This window comes from Pseudofrankia saprophytica (assembly GCF_000235425.2).
Classification (GTDB): Bacteria; Actinomycetota; Actinomycetes; order Frankiales; family Frankiaceae; genus Pseudofrankia; species Pseudofrankia saprophytica.
The window spans coordinates 1,190,788-1,209,258 of sequence record NZ_KI912267.1 but is presented as its reverse complement, the minus strand read 5'-3'; the positions used below and the strand labels follow the sequence as shown (position 1 = coordinate 1,209,258).

The following is an 18,471-nucleotide window of genomic DNA, read 5'->3' as shown; positions in this document are numbered from 1 at the left end:
GCATACTTCGGGTCCGTGACCTCTGACCCGCGCGCCGAGGCGCTGTCCGAGCCAACCGCCCGACCGACGACGGATGGGCGGTGGGGCATCACCGTGCCGCTCGCCGGAGTGCCGCTGGCCGAGCACCCGGCCCGCTACGCCGAGCTCGCCGACCTCGGCTACACGGACATCTGGTCAGCCGAGGCGACCGGCGGCGACGGGGTCGTCCCGCTCGCGCTCGGCGCGACGCAGCGGCGGCTGCGGCTGGGCACGGCGATCCTGCCCGCGTTCACCCGCGGCCCGGCACTGCTCGCGCAGACGGCCGCGACCCTGTCGGCGGCGGCCGAGGGGCGGTTCGTGCTGGGCCTCGGCACGTCGTCGGACGTCATCGTCCAGAACTGGAACTCGATCCCGTTCGAGCGGCCCTACCAGCGGATGCTCGACACGGTCCGCTTCCTGCGCCGCGCGCTCGCCGGCGAGAAGATCACCGAGACGTACCCGTCGTTCACGGTCAAGGGCTTCCGGCTCGGCGTCGTCCCGCCCGCGCCCGTTTCCCTCCTGGTCGCGGCCCTGCGCCCGCGGATGCTGGGCCTCGCGGGCCGGGAGGCCGACGGCGCGATCCTCAACTGGCTGTCCCCCGACGACTGCGACCGCGTGATCCCCCATGTCCGGGAACACAACCCCGACGCCGAGATCGCCGTGCGCATCTTCGTCCTCGTCCACGATGACCCGGTGGCGGCCCGCCAGCTGCTTCGCCGCCAGGTCGCCGCCTACCTGACCGTCCCGGTGTACCGGGCCTTCCACGAGTGGCTCGGCCGCACGCCCGAACTGAGCGGCCTGTGGGACGCCTGGGCCGCCGGCGACCGTGCCGGCGCGTTGCGGGCCATCCCCGACGAGGTCGTCGACGAGCTGTGCGTCCACGGCTCGCTGGAGGAGTGCCGGGCCGGCGTCCGCCGCTACGTGGAGCACGGCGTGACGACCCCTGTCATCGCCCTGCTCAACGACGGCCCCGACGTGTCCAAGCTCTTCGCCGGCCTCGCGCCGGAGCCGGCCACCGTGTGACTCAGACGGCGGCTGTCCGGCAGATCCGGAAGCCGATGTTCGCGGCCATGTAGGAACGCATGCCCCGCGTATGTCCGGGCGTGGAACGTGACATGTCGGGGGACCGCGACATCCGGAACGACACCGTCTGCACGTCGGCGCAGTCGGCCCAGGATCCTCCCCGTAGCACCCGGTGTTCTCCGGACTCCGGGCCGCGTGGGTTGTCGGCCGGGCCGTGCTGGTAGTACTCCGCGTCGTACCAGTCGGCCGTCCACTCCCACACCGAGCCGGCCATCCCGAACAGGCCGTATCCGTTGGGCGGTAGTGCGCGCATCGGCCGGATCGCGAAGGCGTCGAAACGGTCGAAGTCGCAGAGTTCCGGCGTCGGCGGCTCGTCGCCCCAGGGACGGCGGCGGCCGCTGAAGCCGCCGCGGGCGGCGTGCTCCCATTCGGCCTCGGTGGGCAGGCGGTACTGGACGGCGCCGGTGCTCATCGCGGCGCACATCGCCGCGGCCTGATCCCAGGCGACACTGACCATGGGCTTGCCGTCGTATGTCCAGGGACGCTGGGAGCCACCCCGGTCCGGGCTGCCGAACAGGCTGACCGCGGACAGCGTCGGTCCTCCGGCACCGGAGGTGTACCTGGCGTCGGGAGCATGGGCGTGCCAGTCCCGGGCCCGGCGGGTCCCGTCCTCACAGTACTGCCGGCGGATCTTGTTGCCCTGGTGGAGCATGAAGGCGTCCTTACGCTCCAGCTCCTGGGGCGGGGTGCTGACGGGCGCCGGTTCCCAGCCGAGAACATCGCAGAACGTCGCCCAGCTCACCGCGGTCTCGGACAGCCAGTAGTCGCCGAGCCGGACCGGGCGCACCGGCCGCTCGTCCGGCTCTCCGTCCATCGAACCCATGAGGAACGTGCCGGCGGGGACGTAGCAGAACCGCAGGCCATGATCCTCGACCGCGAGGCCGTCGAGATGCACGGCTCGGGCGAGCGCGATCTCCTCGTCGTCCGGATCGACGGCGAAGGCCCGGTCGAAGGCTGTCGCGGCCAGCCGGTCGTCGCCGGCGGCCGCCAGCCGGTTGGCGATCTGGAACAGGGTGCGCGCGTCCCCGGCCGTGCCGTGATCCTCCAGCAGCCAGGCGTACTCGCCGTTCGCGGTCTTCTCAGTCATCGACTCACCCACAGCCGCCGCACGGCGTGCCCTGGCCGCCGTGGCCGCGGCCCACGGACACGTCGACGATCGCCAGCGGGTTGCGGACCGCGCCGGCCAGTGCCAGCTCGGCGTGCGCGTGTTCGGTGATCCACGGGTCAGGTGCGTGGATGGAGCCGTTGAAGGCCAGCGCGCGGGCTCGGCAGCCGCCGGCGAAGGTGGCGGTGGTGCCGTGGGCACTGGTGGGCTCCGTGGGCGGCAGCGCCCGGATGGCCCGGAAACCGGCGCTGTCGTGCCAGACGTCGGCGAGCGAGCGGTTCCTGATGTTCGCGGCGTCGAACTCGGGGCCGAGGAAACTGCACGGGTTGACCTGGCCGGACACCGAGACGGAACAGACCAGGTTGCCCGCTCCGCAGCCGTAGTTCTGGTAGATCACCGACTGGGACTCGTCTCGGGAGAACGGGCTGAACGGGTCGATGTGGCGGACATCCAGGCCGGCCCCCTCATCGTCTTCCTCCTCGATCTCGAGGTCGCCGAGCGCGGAGAGCGTGCGCAGCGCGGAGCTGTACTCGGCGAACGTCGGCATGAGGTCAAGGTTCTCGCGTGCCACGCCCACCGGGTAGAGCGGCCGGAAGACGGCCGTGTCCGCGCCCACCTGGTGCGCCAGCCGCGCGCAGGCCTCGATCTCGGCCAGATTGCTGCGCATGATCGTGAACGCCAGGGTGAAGCGGGCGTGGCGGCGCAGCACCGCCAGCCGGTCGAGCACCCGGGCGAAGGTGCCCTCGCCTCGGACGGCGTCGTTCGTCGCCGCGGTCGCGCCCTCGAGGCTCACGTTCAGCCAGACCAGCTCGCGCCGGCCGAACTCGCGGGCGACCTCGTCCGTGATGAGCAGGCCGTTCGTGGTGACGCAGGGGGCGAGTCCGTGCGCGAGCGCCCGGTCGATCACAGCGAACAGATCCTTGCGCAGCAGCGGCTCACCGCCGGTCAGACCCAGCCGGAAACTGCCCAGTGACGCCATCTGGGCAAACAGGTCGTCGATCTCGTCGAGAGCGAGCCGCCGCTCGCCGCGCCGCGGCAGGTCACCGGCGAAGCAGTGGGTGCAGGTGAGGTTGCAGCTGCCCACGACCTCGAGATGGACGGCCAGCGGGCCGACGAGATGATCCGCAGGCACGTCCAGACCCTCGAGGACCGTTCCTGCGAGCCGGCCGTCCACCGTGAAGAACCCGCGGTCGTAGAAGTCCTCGTAGAAACGGATGACCTGGTCTCGCCGCTCGTCGTCGGCCAGGCGCGCGAGCACCTCGCCTATGGGCGCCTCGGCCAGCTCAGTCAGCACCGCGGTGGCCGCGGCGTCGAACGGGAGATATCGGGAGGTGCGACGGTCGAAGACCGTGCTGCCGAAATGCTGCGGGACCACGACCAGCGGTGGCCGGGCGATCGGGCTCACCGCGCCACCTCGGGCGGAGGAACCAGCGTGAACGTCCTGCGGATCCAGGCCCGCCGTGGTTCGTCGGTGGGATATCGCAGCTCGCGGTCCGGGATCTCGATGCCGAGCCCGAGCGCGCCCTGGCTGGTGAGCGAGGTGACCTGGTAGTCGGGACGCTCACCGGGGTCGGGCGCGGGCCACTCCAAAGCGACCATCGCCGGCCAGTTGCTGTCGTCGAAGCCGGGCAGCATCCAGGTGTAGTCGTCCGGCGCCGTCCGCCGGTAGCGCCAGGTCCCGTCGGCGGCCGACAGGACCACCTGCGGGAACTGCTGTTCGACGTCCGGAATGACCTGGCTCTCGGCGCGGGTAGTGCCCGAGAAGGCGAGGAAGGGCACGCCCGCGGGGAACCCGCTGATCGCGAACGCGACCACGTGCTCGCCGAACGGGACGATGGTGTGACCCGAGGGCGGCCGGGCGCCGTCCAGGAACATGTCGGTGACGTAGCCGCGGGAAACCATCCGCATGGTGAACGGGGTGCCTGCCCGAGGGTCGCGCCACCGCATCACCACTCCGCCGCAGCCGGCTGGCACCTCGCAGTGTCCGTGCTCCTCCAGCACCAGCCGCGACGACGTCTTCGCATATCGTCCCAGCGAGTTCAGCCGTAGTTCCCGCTCGCTCACCGGCCGCGCTCTCGGATTTCGCTGGTGAGGGGACAGGCACCCCGCCACCGTGTCGCTGGAGATCTCTGGATGTCCGCCACGGCGCGAGTCTCTCTTCGGCGTCGCATGATCGGAACCGGTTGCGGCGCGTCCAGTCGTTCCGTAGTTCCCGGAGATGCGGCGTAGGGCTCGGCGCGTATTCGGACCCGGTGGGCGTTTTCGGGACTCTGCCGCGATGAGCGATGAGTCTGGCGCGATCGGGGAGTCGGTTCCTGTCGAAGGGCCGGCCAGAATGCCGGCTACGGCTTGATGCGACCGCGGAACTCCGGGAGGTCTGATGGTGGCGACGGTGCTGCTGGTGATCGGCACGCGCAAGGGGCTGTGGCTGGCGCGCAGCCGGGACGGGCGGGCGAGCTGGGAGGTCACCGGCCCGCACCACCCGATGGTCGAGGTGTACTCGGCGGCGATCGACACCCGCGGCCCGGTGCCCCGGGTGCTCGTCGGGCTGTCGAGCGAGTGGTTCGGGCCGAACGTGGCGATCAGTGACGACCTGGGCGCGAGCTGGCGGGAGCCGGCGACCGCGCCGATCGCGTTCCCCACGGGCACCGACACGGCGCTGCGGCGCGTCTGGCAGATCACTCCGGGGCCGGTCGGCGAACCCGACGTCGTCTACGCCGGCGTCGAACCGTCAGCGCTGTTCCGCTCTACGGACGGCGGGCGAAGCTTCGAGCTGGTCCAGGGGCTGTGGGACCACCCGCACCGCCCGGACTGGGAACCCGGCTACGGCGGCCAGGCGATCCACACCGTGCTTCCCGACCCGGTCGACCACAAGCGGATCACCGTGGCGATGTCGTCGGGCGGCGTCTACCGCACGCTCGACGGCGGCGAGAACTGGTCGGCGGCGAACAAGGGGATCAAGGCGGGCTATCTTCCCGACCCGTACCCCGAGTTCGGCCAGTGCGTCCACAAGGTCGCTCCCTGCCCGGTGCGGCCCGAGCGGCTGTACGCGCAGAACCACGGCGGCGTCTACCGCAGCGACGACGGCGCCGACAGCTGGGTCTCGATCGCTGATGGCCTGCCCAGCGACTTCGGGTTCGCCATGGTGGCCCACCCGAGCCGACGCGACGTCATCTACAACTTCCCGCTGAAGGCCGACAGCGAGCGTTTCCCACCGGATGGCCGCTGCCGGGTGTACCGCAGCGAGGACGCCGGCGCCTCCTGGGAGCCGCGCACCGCCGGCCTGCCCGAGGAGGGCTTCTGGACGGCCGTGCTGCGCGACTCGATGTGCTCCGACGACGCCGACCCGGCCGGGGTCTACTTCGGCTCCCGCACCGGCGAGGTCTACGCCAGCCGGGACGAGGGCGACAGCTGGGTCCGGGTCGCCGCCCACCTGCCCGACGTCACCTGCGTCCGCGCGGCCGTGGTCTAACGGGCCAAAGCCAGCGGGCCACAGGAGGTGCCGAGATGCTCTTCGTTCGAGATTCCGGCAGCCCCCGTCCCCGGCAGCAGGGGAAGGGGCGGCCATGCGGGTGACGGTGCTGCTGCCCGGGGTGCTGCGCCAGCACGCGGGCGGCGCGCGCCAGGTGGAGCTGGAACTGCCGGTGGCCGGGGCGACGCTCGCCGCCGCGCTCGACGTCGTCGCCGCCCGCCATCCCGCGCTGGAGCGGCGGCTGCGCGACGAGCGCGGCGCGCTGCGCCGCTACGTGAACCTGTTCGTCGACGGCGAGGAGTGCCGACGCCTCGCCGGCGCGGACACCCCGCTGCGCGACGGCACCGAGATCCAGGTGATCCCGTCCATCGCGGGCGGCTAGCCCGGCCCGCCTCACTGATTTTCACCGGGTCGGAGTGATTGTTGTGCGAGTGGTTCGGGTGGCATGATCCGGCGTCATGCTCGGCGGCGAGACCACTGCGGGAAGTACCCAGGGGCCCCTGGATTTCTTCGTCTCCCACGCGAGGGCCGATCAGGGTTGGGCGGAATGGGTCGCCTGGCAGCTGGAGAGCGTGGGCTATCGGGTGCTCGTGGAGGCGTGGGACTTCGTCCCGGGGACGAACTGGGTCGCATCGACGCAACGGGGTGCCGCCAGCGGGGACCGGACGATCGCATTGATTTCCGGTGCCTACCTGGAATCGACGTATGCCCAGGCCGGCTGGTCTGCGGCCTTGGCGGCTGATCCGGTGGGTGCCGCACGTCGGCTGATACCGGTCCGGATCGCGGAATGCCAGCTCCCGGGGCTCCTCGGGCAGGTCGTCTCGTTTGACCTGTTCGGTATCGACGAGGCCGCGGCCAGGGCTCGCCTTCTGGAAAGGCTCGCGGCGGCGGTAGCCGGTCGATCCCGGCCGACCGTGCCGCCTGTCTTTCCGGAAGCAGGCCTTCCTGGACCGATCTTCCCTGGAGTGCCACCGCCTCCGCCGATTCAGGTGGGTGTGGTACCCGCGCCGGCTGGCTACTTTCTGGAGCGCGCGGAGGCGCGCGCTCTTGATGACATCGCCGCCAGCGGGCGGACGGCCGTGCTCTCGCAGGTGCTTGCGGGGCTCGGTGGGGTGGGCAAGACGCAGCTGGCCGCCGCGTACGCCAGGCGGGCGCTCGGCGCGGGCACTGTGGATCTCCTGATGTGGGTCTCCGCCTCGTCGCGTGAGACGGTCGTGGCCCAGTATGCGCAGGCCGCGCGGCAGCTCACCGGCACCGACGAACATGCGTCCGAGGACGCGGCCCGCAGATTCCTGGCGTGGCTCGCGACCACCTCGCGACGTTGGCTGATCGTCTTGGACGACCTTACCGCCCCCGGCCACCTGCGTGACCTGTGGCCACCTGCCACGGGCTCGGGGCGCACCATCGTCACGACCCGTCGTCGTGACGCGGCGCTGGTCACCGAAAATCGACGCATGATTGTCCTCGGCGTGTTCACCGACCTTGAGGCGAGGACCTATCTGCGCTCGGCGCTGGCCGAGCACCCACGGCTCGCGGATGACGTAGAGGGAGTCGCGCGGGACCTGGCGAACCTGCCGCTCGCGCTTGGCCAGGCGGTCGCCTTCATGCGGGACCGGGACCTGACGTGTGCCGACTACCGCCGACGGTTCACGGACCGCCGTCGCCGCCTTGCCGAGCTCTTCCCCGAGGCTGACGCTGTCCCCGACCAGTACCAGCGAACGATCGACGTCACCTGGTCTCTGTCGATCGAGATCGCGAACGAGCTGGCGCCCAGGGGGCTGGCCCTGCCGCTGCTGCGGCTCGCGAGCCTGCTCGACCCCAACGGTGCGCCCGCTAGGGTCTTCGAGGCGCCGGCCGCTCTACGTTGGCTCACGAGCGCATGGGTCGCGGGTGCCGATGACGGAGACGAGGTGACGGCCGACCACGCGCGGGACGGGTTGCGGTGCCTGCATCGCCTCAGTCTCGTGACGGTCGATGACGGCGTGGTGCGGGTGCACGCCCTGGTCCAGCGTGCCGTAAGGGAGCGGCTGGGTGTCGCGCTCGCCGCGGAGATGGCGCGTACTGCCGTCGATGCGCTCTGGTGGTCGTGGGACGCGGGTGATGACCGCGACTGGCCACTGCTCGCCATGGCCGTGCAGGTCGCACACGACGCCTCCGACGAGGACCTGAAGCGGGGGGCGTTCGACAAGCTCGTGGACATGCTGGATCGGAAGCGGCTCAGCCCGGGCTGGAACGCTCGGGCATGGGCAGCGACCTACGTCCTGCGCGACAAGTTCGACGTCCTGCTGCCGCTCGTTCTCGACTGTCTCGCTGGCGATCAGGTGAATCCGCCCAGGTCGGAAGCCGACGCGAGGGCGAGCGGGCTTGGCCCGCCGGCGCGGGTCACTCCGGAGGCGGCCAGTTCGCTGGCGTCCGTGTTCGAAGTGGTCGAGGACTGGCACACTGCTCGGCCCGAGCGCGCGATACCGGTGTTACGCGATGGGCTGGTTCGCTGGTCATTGCGCCGACGGTTCGTCGAGGCGCTCGCGAGATACCGGACCCCGGATGCGCTGCTGGCACTCCAGGAGTTCGCGCTCGCCGAGTTGGAGTCGGGGGCCGACCATCAGGTTCTCGGCGAGGTCGCCGAGGCACTGGGCGAGTTCGGTCAGGAGTTCGGCGACACGGAGCGTGCGTCATCCATCGGCATTCTGGAGCGGATCATCGTGGAGCTGGATTTCGATCCCCGGACGCGGCGGGCCGCCGTGGAAAGCGTGGCACGCCTTGCTGGCCAGGCGTCGGGCGCCGCTCCGGAGGTTGACGAAGAAGAGATCGTCAGGTACCTCAACCCGCTTGACGAACGGGGTCAGTACTCCGACTGGCGGGTCGTGCGGGCCTACGCCGACCGCGCATATGAGCGGATTGCCCGGGGCGAACTGACTCCCCAGCTGCTCACGGCATTGATCGACGGCTTCGCGCATCAGCAGACGTTCGTACGCAGAGTCATCGCGAGGTGCCTTGGCATCGCGGAGGATCCGCGAGCCCGCGCCGCGCTGGTCGACGAGCTTGGCGGTCCGCCGCTGTCCGCCGACGTCCGGCAGGCGTGCCGGGAAGCGCTCGCGACGCAGATCGACAATGCCCCGACCCCCGCGCTGCGCGCCGCTCGGCGCTGGCTGGTCGTCGATGCTGCCCGCGATGCCGCCTCGGCGGGGCGCCCGCTGCTCGCGCGCGAGCTGCTCGACCTGGTGACGAGGTCCACGAAGGCCGAGGACTGCCTTGTCGACGAAGGCGGTTTCGAGGTGCTGGCGCAGCCTTCCCACAGCGACCACAGCGGAAATAGCAGCGTTGTCGTAGGCCTGGTCGAGACGGAGGAGGCGGCAATCGATCCGGAGGCGGCCGAATTCGCCACCGATCAGGACTACGCCGAGGTCGGTGAGGGCTGGGAATCGAAGTACCGCTTCCGCGCGGTTTCCAGGTCCGACAGCGGCGTGACGGAGGTATCAGTCGCGGCGACGACCTGGGAACAGGGTGCAGCCTTCCACCGCGCCCTGCGGCGCGCGCACCCACGGCTACGTGAGTACCAGGATCGGATGATCGAGGGATGGCTACGTGGGGCTGTCCAACTGCCCGGCATTGCGTGCATGCATTGCATCGTCGTTAGCTCGGATGACGAGGTGCTGATGGCGCGCCGGGGTCGAGGCACCCCGTACGCGCCCGGACGATGGTCGGCCAGCTTCGAGGAACAGCTGACCGGCGACGACTTCGCGCCGGGGCGTGAGAACCCAGCCGTCCATGCCGCAAGGCGTGGGTTCGTCGAAGAGCTCGGGCTGCCCGCCGACCAGGTGGACATCTCGGTACCCACGGCGGTCATCGAGATGCCCATCATGAACGTCAGCCTGGTGGCCGTTCTCCGCGCACCATGGTCGTCTATCGAGATCTTGGAGGCCGGGCGGGGACAGGAGCTGGACGAGCTCAGATTCGTTTCGACCGAGCCGGCGGCATTGCTGGCCGAGGCTGCGCGTTCTGATCTGCACCCGACGTCTGGCCTGCGCCTTCGCCGACTCGCGCGGCTGCTGGGCGGCTGACTCGCCCAGCCCGGGGCTGCGAACCCGTCGGGCTAGGCGTCGAGGCGCCCACCATCCCGCGCTGGACCGGTGGACGCGCGACGGCACCGACATCCAGGTGTCCCCTCCATCGCCGTCGGCCGGTCCGCCAGCCTCGTCAGACGTTGTGGGGAACCTGTCCCGCGTCGTGGGACGAAGAAGGCTCGGGGCCACAACGCACGACAGCAGGACGAGACCCGTGGCCGGTCAGGCGAGGACAGCGCCGACGCGGCGGCGGACCTCGGCCTCGCCGAGGGCATGGGAGACGAGGTGGAAGGCGGGGCTGCGGTTCGAGCCGGTGAGCAGGACGCGGATGACCTGCGACGCCTCCTTCGTGGAGCCGTGGAAGGCGTCCTTGTCGGCCTTGTACTCCTTGGGGCTCCCGGCGAAGCCGGTGGCCGCCGCCGCGGCACGCAACTGGCCGAACCACGCGTCGCCGTCGGTCAGGTCCTGGTAGTTCCGCAGGAACTCGGCGCACAGCTCCCGGACGACCTCGGGCGCGAGCGCGCCGAGCCGGGGGTCGGCCGGGTCGGTCACCGGCTCGAACAGGCCGGTGAAGAAGTAGCCGTAGACCGGGCGGAAGTCCGACCACTTGCGCAGATCCTTGCGCGGGTTGTCGACGCCCGTCCGCTCGATGTCGAGCGCCCGCAGCGCGAGCTCGGGCTCGGCCCGTGCCGCCGCCGCGAGCTCGGTGTCGTAGGCCTCGGCCCAGGCGACGACCTGGCCGAGGATCTCCTCGCTCGGGATGGTGGCGATGTGGTCGGCGGAGATGTCCTCCAGCTTGACCAGGTCGACCAGCGCCCCGGACACGCCCGCCTCGGACAGCCGCAGCGGCTCGTGCAGCGCCTGCTCCAGGGGCAGCTCCGCGAGCCGCCCGTTGATCAGCCCGCGCAGGTAGTAGAGCACGGCCGGCGCCGGGTAGCCGGCGCTGATGAAGAACTCGACCGAGGCCTCGGGGTCCTTGCGCTTGGAGAGCTTCCGCTTCGCGGTGCCGTCCTGCTTCAGCAGCGGCGCGATGTGCGCGTACGCGACGGGCTCGAACCCGGCGGCGGCGAACAGCTGCAGGTGCACCGGGACGGATGAGAGCCATTCGTCGCCGCGGATCACGTGGGTGACCCGCATCAGGTGGTCGTCCACCACGTGCGCGAAGTGGTAGGTCGGCAGCCGCACCGGGTTGTCGGAGCTCTTCAGGATGACGACGTCGTTGCGGTTGGCGTCGGCCGACAGGTCGCCGCGCACCAGGTCGGTGAACGCGGCGCGGCCGCCGTCGCCGGGGGAGCGGAACCGGACCACGTACGGCCGGCCGGCCGTGAGCGCCTCACGAACCCGCTCGGCGGGGGCGTCGCGCCAGGGAGCCCAGCGGCCGTAGTAGCCGGTGGGCACCTTCGCCGCGCGCTGCTCGTCGGCGGCCGCGGCGAGCTCCTCTCTGGTGGCGAAGCACAGGTAGGCCAAGCCGCCGCGGAGGAACTCCCTGACGTAGCTGAGGTAGATCTGCTCCCGCGCTGACTGGGTGTACGGGCCGTAGGCGCCGTTCTGGTCGGTCTCGTCCGCCGTCACGCCGAAGTAGCCGAAGGCCACGTCGAACAGCGCGGTGGCGCCCTCGACGGTCCTGGCTGCGTCGGTGTCCTCCACCCGGATGAAGTACACGCCGCCGGACTGCCTGGCGAGGTCCTTGTCCAGCATCGCGACGTACACGCCGCCCAAGTGCGCGAAACCGGTCGGGCTCGGGCCGAGCCGGGTCACCATCGCGCCCGGCGGCAGGTCCCGCGGCGGGTACCGCGTCTCCCAGTACGCCGGCTCAGGCAGATCGGACGGGAACAGGGCATCGATCTCGTCCCGGTCGATCATGACGGGTACCTCCACGGACCACGGAAAACGCTGAGTTACCTGGAACGGCCTCCGGGCCCGTGGGACTTCGCCATCGTCGCGCCGGGGTGCCTTCTCGATCGGCCAAGCCTATCGAGAAGGGCCGCTTCGGCCTGGCCCGCGGTCACTGGAGCGGGGCCGATTGGCCGATCGTAACTTTCAAGATCCTCCCGGGTTGGTGCCGGCCGCTCGTAAACTGCCCCTTTGTGACGTCGCCGCGCCGGACGATCGGTCCGGACCAGCTGCCGGGGAGTCCGCTCGTTCCGCGCCAGCGGCCGACCCTGCGCGCCCTGCCAGGGCAGGCCGAGGTCGACCTGCCGCGTTCCCAGGAGGGGTCGCATCCGCAGCGGCTGCTCAGCAGCCTGCTAGGCGACTACTGGCACGGCCGCCGTGAGCACCTGCCGTCGGCCGCCCTGGTCGCGCTGCTCGCCGACTTCGACGTGACGACGGTCGGCGCGCGGGCGGCGCTGTCGCGGCTCGCCCGGCGCGGCGTGCTGGAGTCGTCCCGAGTCGGGCGCAACACCTACTACGGGCTGACGGCTCAGGCGTCCGCCGTCGTGCTGGAGAACGTGCACCGGCTGCGGGCCTTCGGCGAGCGGCACGAGCCCTGGGACGGCCGGTGGACCGTCGCGGCCTTCTCGCTGCCCGAGGACCTGCGCGACGTCAGGCACGCGGTGCGCAGCCGGCTGCGCTGGCTCGGCTTCGCCCCGCTCTACGACGGCATGTGGGTGAGTCCTCGCCCGGTCGCGGAGCCCGCGCGGCGGGCGTTCGCCGAGCTGGGCGTGCTGGCCTCCACGGTCCTGACGACGACCGTCGACGCGCGCCGCAGCGACCCGCGCCCGCCGATGGCCGCCTGGGACCTGACCGAGCTGCACGCCCTTTACGAGGACTTCGTCGCCACCCATGCCCCGCTGCGTGACCGGGTCAGGGCGGGCGCGGTGACGGGCGCCGAGGCGATGGTCGCGCGGACCGCGACGCTCGCCGCCTGGCGGCGCTTCCCCAGCCTCGACCCGGACCTGCCGCTTGACCTGCTGCCCGAGCGCTGGCCGCGCCGCGCCGCCCGCGACCTGTTCGCCGAGATCTGCGACGGCCTCGGCCCGCCCGCGGCCGCGCGGTTCCGCGCCGTCATCGCCGAGACCGCCCCCGACCTCGCGCACCTCGCCAGCTACCAGCGCGTCGGCGGCTGACCAGCGCCGGTCCGCCGCGGGCCACGACCCAGGCCCTGCGGACGTCGCCCCTTGCAGCAGCTCGACCACGGGGCTGTGCCGAGCCGTACGGGCACCGGGCACGGTGCCGTGACCTGTCCGCCGTACGGTTGACGGGTGAGCCTGTTCGACACGGTGCCCCCGGCCACCGGCGGCGCGGTCGGCGGTGTCGCCGGTGACCGCCCCGCCGCGGACGCGGCGCCGGTGACGCCGACGGGGCCGCTGGCCGATCGGCTGCGCCCGCGCGGGCTCGACGAGCTGGTCGGCCAGCGCCATCTGCTCGGGCCGGGCAGCCCGCTGCGCCGGCTGGTCGAGGGCGGCGGGACGACCTCGGTCGTCCTGTGGGGCCCGCCGGGCACCGGCAAGACGACGCTCGCGCACATCGTCTCCCGGGCGACCGGGCGGCGGTTCCGCGAGCTGTCGGCGGTCACGGCCGGGGTGAAGGACGTCCGGGCGGTGATCGACGAGGCTCGCGCGGCACTGGCCCTGTCGAGTGGCCGGTCCAGGCAGGCGCGCGGGCCGGTGCCCGAGCCGGACCTGCGCACCGTGCTGTTCATCGACGAGGTCCACCGGTTCACGAGAACCCAGCAGGACGCGCTGCTGCCCGCGGTGGAGCGCGGCTGGATCACGCTGGTCGCCGCGACCACCGAGAACCCCTCGTTCTCCGTCGTCGCCCCGCTGCTGTCGCGCTCGCTGCTGTTCACCCTCACTCCGCTCACCGACGACGACATCCGCGTCCTGGTGCGCCGGGCGCTGGTCGACCCACGCGGCTACGGCGGTCGGGTGCGCATCGCCCCGGACGCGCTGGACCATCTGGTCCGGCTCGCGGGTGGTGACGCCCGCCGGGCGCTCACCGCACTGGAGGCGAGCGCCGAGGCGGCCCTGGCCAAGGTCCCGGCCGGGGGTGGGACGGCGGGGGAGCCAGCCGCCGCGGGCACCGCGCTGGCCCCCGGCACCGAGCCGGCCGTCGAGGCCGAGCCGGTCGTCGAGCCCACGGTGACGGGCGAGCCCGCGGCGGCCGGGGAGGTCCCAGCGGCCGGGGAGGGTCCGGCCGGGGAGGGCCCGAACGGGGAGACCGAGCCAGTCGGAGGGAGCGAGCCGGTCGCAGGGACCGCGGCGGGTCCGCGGGAGCCCGCGGCCGCCGTGGATCTGGCGCTGCTCGAGCAGTCCGTCGACCGGGCGGCCGTTCGTTACGACCGGGACGGTGACCAGCACTACGACGTCGTCAGCGCGTTCATCAAGTCCATGCGCGGCGGCGACGCCGACGCGGCGCTGCACTACCTGGCCCGGATGCTGGAGGCCGGGGAGGACCCGCGTTTCGTCGCCCGGCGCATGATCATCCTTGCGAGCGAGGACATCGGGATGGCCGACCCGGGTGCGCTCGGCGTCGCCGTGTCCGCGGCCCAGGCCCTGGAGATGATCGGGCTTCCGGAGGCGCGGCTGGCGCTCGCGCAGGCCGTGATCCATCTTGCGCTCGCCCCCAAGTCCAACGCGGTGATCCGCGCGATCGACGCGGCCACGGCCGACGTCCGGGCCGGCAGGGGCGGCTCGGTGCCGGCCCACCTGCGTGACTCGCATTACCAGGGCGCCCGCCGGCTCGGGCACGGCGACGGCTACCGCTACCCGCACGACTACCCGGGCGGGGTGGTCGACCAGCAGTACGCGCCGGACGAGCTGGTGGGCGTCGACTACTTCCGCCCCGGTCAGCTGGGCTTCGAGCGGCGTGCCTCGGCCAGGGCCGACGAGCTGCGCGCCGTGCTGCGCGGCGGCGCGCGACCAGCGGCTGGCGGCGCCGGGCCGGACGCGGCGCCCGGCCCACGAGAGCAGGGCTCTTAGCGGGGCGCGCCGTGCTTCGGGCCATCCGGTCGGTAAGGTCCTGACACAACCGGTGTTCGCGTTCCGGGCAGATCCCGGCGACGCAGGGGCCCGGCCCACCACGGAGGAGGAGCGAAGATGTCCGGTGGCGCGATGGCGGGGCTGATTGCCTCGGGCGCCTTCGCCGTGCTCGTCCTCTTTGGCTGCTACGCCCTTTACAAGCTCGGCAAGATCTTCGACGAGACCGCGGCCCGGGTCCGCCAGACCGGCATCGCCATCGACGAGGGCACCGCCCGGGTCCGCCAGGCCGGCGCCACCGTCGACGAGGTCAACGTCGCGCTCTCGCACGTCAACAAGGAACTGGACCGGATCGACGCGATCACGGCCAACGTGCAGAACATCAGCACGAACGTGTCGTCGATGAGCTCGCTGTTCGCGGCGACCGTCGGCGGCCCGATCGTGCGGGTCGCGGCCTTCTCCTACGGCGTCCGCCAGGCCGCGGCGAAGCGGACCCGCGCCGAGGTCGGCTCCCGGGTCGCCGCCGAGATGAAGGCCGAGAAGAAGGCCGCCCGGGCGAGCCGGCGCGCGGCCCCCGTCCAGCCCACGGCGGCCGACTTCGACGAGCCGGTGCGGGGCCGCTAGATGTCGCGCCGGCTGTTCTACGTCACCTTCGGCGCAGTCGCCGGAGTGCTGGTCGTCCGCCAGGCGGCCAAGGCCGCGTCGGCGCTGTCTCCGGGGAGCATGGCGGGCTCGCTGGTGGCGTCGCTGTCGGAGTTCATGGCCGACGTCCGCGAGTTCATGGCCGAGCGGGAGGACGAGCTGCGGGACGCGCTCGGCCTCTACGACGATCAGGACGACGAGCTGCCCGCGGGCGCCTCCGAGGCGCCGAGCCTGCCGGATCCGCGCCGCCTGTAGCAGGCCGGCGCCCGCTGATGGCCGGCGGACGGTGGCCGGCGGACGGCGGACGGCGAAACCTCGTGGTGTCGTCGCGCGGCGTGGCAGTACGGTGACGTCGCAACGCCGCGCGCGCCGTTGCCCGTGCCTCACGTACTAAGTTGGATTAGATCTGCGGTGCCGGTGGGCAGGTGCCCGGCGCCGCGTCATCCCTGACCGCTCGGTCACGGGCGGGTCACCGCCCTGACCGTGACACCTCGACTCTGGACGACGTGAATCCGATGGAAACGGCCGAGATCCGCCGGCGCTTTCTCAACCACTTCGAGCAGCGCGGCCACCTTGTTGTCCCCAGCGCGTCCCTGATCGCCGAGGACCCGACGCTGCTGCTGGTCAACGCCGGCATGGTGCCGTTCAAGCCCTACTTCCTCGGTGACCTGGCGCCGCCGGCGCCGCGGATGGCCAGCGTGCAGAAGGTCGTCCGCACGGTCGACATCGACAACGTCGGCCAGACCGCCCGGCACGCGTCCTTCTTCCAGATGTGCGGGAACTTCTCCTTCGGCGACTACTTCAAGGCCGAGGTCATCCCGTTCGCCTTCGAGCTGCTGACCGAGGGTTACGGCTTCAAGATCGACGATCTGTGGGCGACGGTCTACCACGACGACGACGAGGCCGCCGAGATCTGGCGGACCCTGCTGCCCGAGGAGCGCATCCAGCGCCGGGGCAAGGAGGACAACTACTGGTCGATGGGCGTGCCCGGCCCGTGCGGCCCGTGCAGCGAGATCTACTTCGACCGCGGCCCGGCGTACGGCCGCGAGGGCGGCCCGGAGGCCGACGAGAACCGGTACCTCGAGGTCTGGAACCTCGTCTTCATGCAGTACGCGCGGGGGGAGGGCGCCGGCTACGACTTCCCGATCCTGGGTGACCTGCCGGCGAAGAGCATCGACACCGGCATGGGCCTGGAGCGGATGGCGACCCTGCTCCAGGGTGTCGAGAACCTCTACGAGATCGACATCTCCCGCCCGGTGCTCGACCGCGCGGGCGAGCTGACCGGCCGGCGGTACGGCGAGAGTCACACCGACGACGTCCGGCTGCGCGTCATCGCCGACCACACCCGCACCGCCGCGATGCTGATCTCCGACGGCGTCGTGCCCTCCAACGAGGGCCGCGGCTACGTACTGCGCCGGATGTTGCGCCGCGCGGTGCGCAACGTCCGCCTGCTCGGCGGGCGTGAGCCGGTGATGGCGGAGCTGTTCGGTGTCGCGCGCGCCGCGATGGGCTCGATCTACCCCGAGCTGATCGACCGCGGCGCGGCGATCACCAGCGTCGCCGTCGCCGAGGAGCAGGCGTTCCTGGAGACGCTGCGCACCGGTACCACGATCTTCGACACCGCGGTCGGCAAGGCCCGCGCCACCGGCGCCACCCAGCTCGCCGGCGACGAGGCGTTCCAGCTGCACGACACGTTCGGCTTCCCCATCGACCTGACGCTGGAGATGGCCGCCGAGCAGGGTCTCACCGTCGACGAGCCGGGCTTCCGGCGGCTGATGGACCGTCAGCGTGAGCTCGCGAAGGCCGACCGTGCGGGCCGCCGGATCGGCAACGTCGACCTGTCGGTGTTCCGCCCGATCCTGGCCCGCTCCGGCCCGACCTCGTTCACCGGCTACACCGAGCTCTCCCGGGCGGCGACCGTCGTCGGGCTGGTGTCGGCCGCGACCGGGCAGGGCATCCCGGCGGCCGGCGAGGGCGAGGACGTCGGCATCGTCATCGACACGACGCCGTTCTACGCCGAGTCCGGCGGCCAGGAGGCCGACCTAGGCCGGTTCGTCTTCGACGGCGGCGAGGTGGAGATCCTCGACGTGCAGAAGCCGATCCCGGACCTGTTCATGCACCGCGGCAGGGTGCTGCGCGGCGAGCTGCGCCTTGGCGCCGAGGTCGAGGTGACCGTCGACGCCGACCGGCGCCGGGCGATCTCCCGTTCGCACACCGCCACCCACCTGGTCCACACGGCGTTTCGCCGCGCCCTCGGTGAGGCCGCGACCCAGGCCGGGTCGCTGAACTCGCCGGGCCGGCTGCGGTTCGACTTCCACGCGATGGGCGCGGTGCCGGCCGCCGTGCTCGCCGACGTCGAGGACGAGGTCAACGAGGTCGCGCTGCGCGACCTGGAGGTGACCGCGTTCGTGACGACTCAGGACGAGGCCCGCAGGCTGGGCGCGATGGCGCTGTTCGGCGAGAAGTACGGCGAGCGGGTGCGTGTCGTCGACGTCGGCGACTACGCCCGCGAGCTGTGCGGCGGCACCCACGTCGCCCGCTCCGCCCAGCTCGGCGCGGTCAAGCTGCTCTCCGAGTCGTCGATCTCCGCGGGTACCCGGCGGGTCGAGGGCCTGGTCGGTCTGGACGCGTTCCGCTACCTGGCCCGCGAGCACCTGCTGGTCTCACAGCTGTCGGGCGTGCTCAGGGCCCGCCCCGACGAGCTGGTCGACCGGGTCTCCGACGTGGTCACCCGGCTGCGCGACGCGGAGAAGGAGCTGGAGCGGCTGCGCGCCGAGGCGGTGCTCGCGGGCGCCGCGGGCCTCGCGAACAGCGCCGTCGACGTGAACGGGGTCGCGCTCGTCGCCGCCGAGGCGCCGGACGGGACGTCCGCGGACGACCTGCGCAGGCTGGCGCTCGACGTCCGCGGCCGGCTCATCGACCGCCCCGCGGTCGTCGCGGCCGCCTCCGCGGCCGGCGAGCGGGCGTTCCTGGTCGTCGTCACCACCGAGGGCGCGCGTGCCCTTGGCCTGAAGGCGGGCGACCTGGTCAAGGCCGCGACCGCCGAGCTGGGCGGTCGGGGCGGCGGCAAGCCGGACGTCGCCCAGGGCGGCGGCGGCGACGTGACGGGCGTCGGTCGCGCGCTGGCCAAGGTCCGCGAGCTGGTGGCCGAGAACGCCGCCTCCTAAG

General features: G+C 72.1%; 13 protein-coding genes and 1 pseudogene. 10 read left to right on the top strand and 4 right to left on the bottom strand.

The window, feature by feature from the left end:
* Positions 1-15: 15 nt before the first annotated feature.
* Positions 16-1,041 (top strand): LLM class F420-dependent oxidoreductase, encoded by a 1,026-nt coding sequence (locus FRCN3DRAFT_RS0239595; RefSeq protein WP_232794398.1) that lies wholly within the window; start codon positions 16-18, stop codon positions 1,039-1,041.
* A 1-nt stretch (position 1,042) separates the two neighbouring features.
* Here the strand turns inward: FRCN3DRAFT_RS0239595 and FRCN3DRAFT_RS48555 are convergent, their stop codons facing one another.
* From FRCN3DRAFT_RS48555 to FRCN3DRAFT_RS0239580, 3 genes are read right to left on the bottom strand one after another with little or no spacing between them, the layout of a single operon-like run.
* Complete coding sequence (locus FRCN3DRAFT_RS48555; RefSeq protein ID WP_007516385.1) at positions 1,043-2,188, bottom strand: formylglycine-generating enzyme family protein; 1,146 nt, start codon at positions 2,186-2,188, stop codon at positions 1,043-1,045.
* A gap of 4 nt (positions 2,189-2,192) precedes the next feature.
* A complete protein-coding gene (locus FRCN3DRAFT_RS0239585; protein ID WP_007516384.1) occupies positions 2,193-3,611 on the bottom strand; it encodes a radical SAM protein in 1,419 nt (472 codons plus the stop codon).
* Positions 3,608-4,270, bottom strand: coding sequence for a hypothetical protein (locus FRCN3DRAFT_RS0239580; protein ID WP_007516383.1), 663 nt, complete (start codon positions 4,268-4,270; stop codon positions 3,608-3,610). Before FRCN3DRAFT_RS0239580 ends, FRCN3DRAFT_RS0239585 begins: the two co-directional genes overlap by 4 nt.
* A gap of 316 nt (positions 4,271-4,586) precedes the next feature.
* On the opposite strand from FRCN3DRAFT_RS0239580, the gene FRCN3DRAFT_RS0239575 reads away from it, so the two are divergent.
* From FRCN3DRAFT_RS0239575 to FRCN3DRAFT_RS50375, 4 genes and pseudogenes are all read left to right on the top strand, one after another.
* Positions 4,587-5,678 (top strand): WD40/YVTN/BNR-like repeat-containing protein, encoded by a 1,092-nt coding sequence (locus FRCN3DRAFT_RS0239575; RefSeq protein WP_007516382.1) that lies wholly within the window; start codon positions 4,587-4,589, stop codon positions 5,676-5,678.
* Positions 5,679-5,772: 94 nt separating this feature from the next.
* On the top strand, positions 5,773-6,060 hold the full coding sequence (locus tag FRCN3DRAFT_RS0239570) for a MoaD/ThiS family protein (RefSeq protein ID WP_007516381.1): 288 nt from the start codon (positions 5,773-5,775) through the stop codon (positions 6,058-6,060).
* 76 nt (positions 6,061-6,136) lie between these two features.
* A pseudogene (locus tag FRCN3DRAFT_RS58030) lies at positions 6,137-6,538 on the top strand (toll/interleukin-1 receptor domain-containing protein); the annotation flags it as partial.
* A gap of 129 nt (positions 6,539-6,667) precedes the next feature.
* Positions 6,668-9,739, top strand: coding sequence for a HEAT repeat domain-containing protein (locus FRCN3DRAFT_RS50375; RefSeq protein WP_232794397.1), 3,072 nt, complete (start codon positions 6,668-6,670; stop codon positions 9,737-9,739).
* A 225-nt stretch (positions 9,740-9,964) separates the two neighbouring features.
* Here the strand turns inward: FRCN3DRAFT_RS50375 and FRCN3DRAFT_RS0239560 are convergent, their stop codons facing one another.
* On the bottom strand, positions 9,965-11,605 hold the full coding sequence (locus tag FRCN3DRAFT_RS0239560) for a glutamate--tRNA ligase (protein WP_007516379.1): 1,641 nt from the start codon (positions 11,603-11,605) through the stop codon (positions 9,965-9,967).
* A gap of 224 nt (positions 11,606-11,829) precedes the next feature.
* On the opposite strand from FRCN3DRAFT_RS0239560, the gene FRCN3DRAFT_RS0239555 reads away from it, so the two are divergent.
* The 5 genes from FRCN3DRAFT_RS0239555 (at position 11,830) to alaS (ending at position 18,470) form a co-directional block, all read left to right on the top strand.
* Positions 11,830-12,810, top strand: coding sequence for a PaaX family transcriptional regulator (locus FRCN3DRAFT_RS0239555; RefSeq protein ID WP_035931204.1), 981 nt, complete (start codon positions 11,830-11,832; stop codon positions 12,808-12,810).
* Between the two features lie 135 nt (positions 12,811-12,945).
* Positions 12,946-14,664, top strand: a complete 1,719-nt coding sequence (locus FRCN3DRAFT_RS0239550) for a replication-associated recombination protein A (protein ID WP_007516377.1) — start codon at positions 12,946-12,948, stop codon at positions 14,662-14,664.
* A gap of 117 nt (positions 14,665-14,781) precedes the next feature.
* On the top strand, positions 14,782-15,285 hold the full coding sequence (locus tag FRCN3DRAFT_RS0239545) for a DUF948 domain-containing protein (protein ID WP_007516376.1): 504 nt from the start codon (positions 14,782-14,784) through the stop codon (positions 15,283-15,285).
* On the top strand, positions 15,286-15,558 hold the full coding sequence (locus FRCN3DRAFT_RS0239540; RefSeq protein ID WP_007516375.1) for a DUF6167 family protein: 273 nt from the start codon (positions 15,286-15,288) through the stop codon (positions 15,556-15,558).
* A 260-nt stretch (positions 15,559-15,818) separates the two neighbouring features.
* Positions 15,819-18,470, top strand: coding sequence for an alanine--tRNA ligase (gene alaS, locus FRCN3DRAFT_RS0239535; RefSeq protein WP_027141352.1), 2,652 nt, complete (start codon positions 15,819-15,821; stop codon positions 18,468-18,470).
* Position 18,471: the final 1 nt, after the last annotated feature.

Excerpts from the sequence above, each read along its gene's own strand:
- FRCN3DRAFT_RS48555 (WP_007516385.1), bottom strand. The coding sequence starts at position 2,188 with ATGACTGAGAAGACCGCGAACGGCGAGTACGCCTGGCTGCTGGAGGAT.
- FRCN3DRAFT_RS0239575 (WP_007516382.1), top strand. The coding sequence starts at position 4,587 with ATGGTGGCGACGGTGCTGCTGGTGATCGGCACGCGCAAGGGGCTGTGG.
- FRCN3DRAFT_RS0239570 (WP_007516381.1), top strand. The coding sequence starts at position 5,773 with ATGCGGGTGACGGTGCTGCTGCCCGGGGTGCTGCGCCAGCACGCGGGC.
- FRCN3DRAFT_RS0239560 (WP_007516379.1), bottom strand. The coding sequence starts at position 11,605 with ATGATCGACCGGGACGAGATCGATGCCCTGTTCCCGTCCGATCTGCCT.
- FRCN3DRAFT_RS0239545 (WP_007516376.1), top strand. The coding sequence starts at position 14,782 with ATGTCCGGTGGCGCGATGGCGGGGCTGATTGCCTCGGGCGCCTTCGCC.
- FRCN3DRAFT_RS0239540 (WP_007516375.1), top strand. The coding sequence starts at position 15,286 with ATGTCGCGCCGGCTGTTCTACGTCACCTTCGGCGCAGTCGCCGGAGTG.
- alaS (WP_027141352.1), top strand. The coding sequence starts at position 15,819 with ATGGAAACGGCCGAGATCCGCCGGCGCTTTCTCAACCACTTCGAGCAG.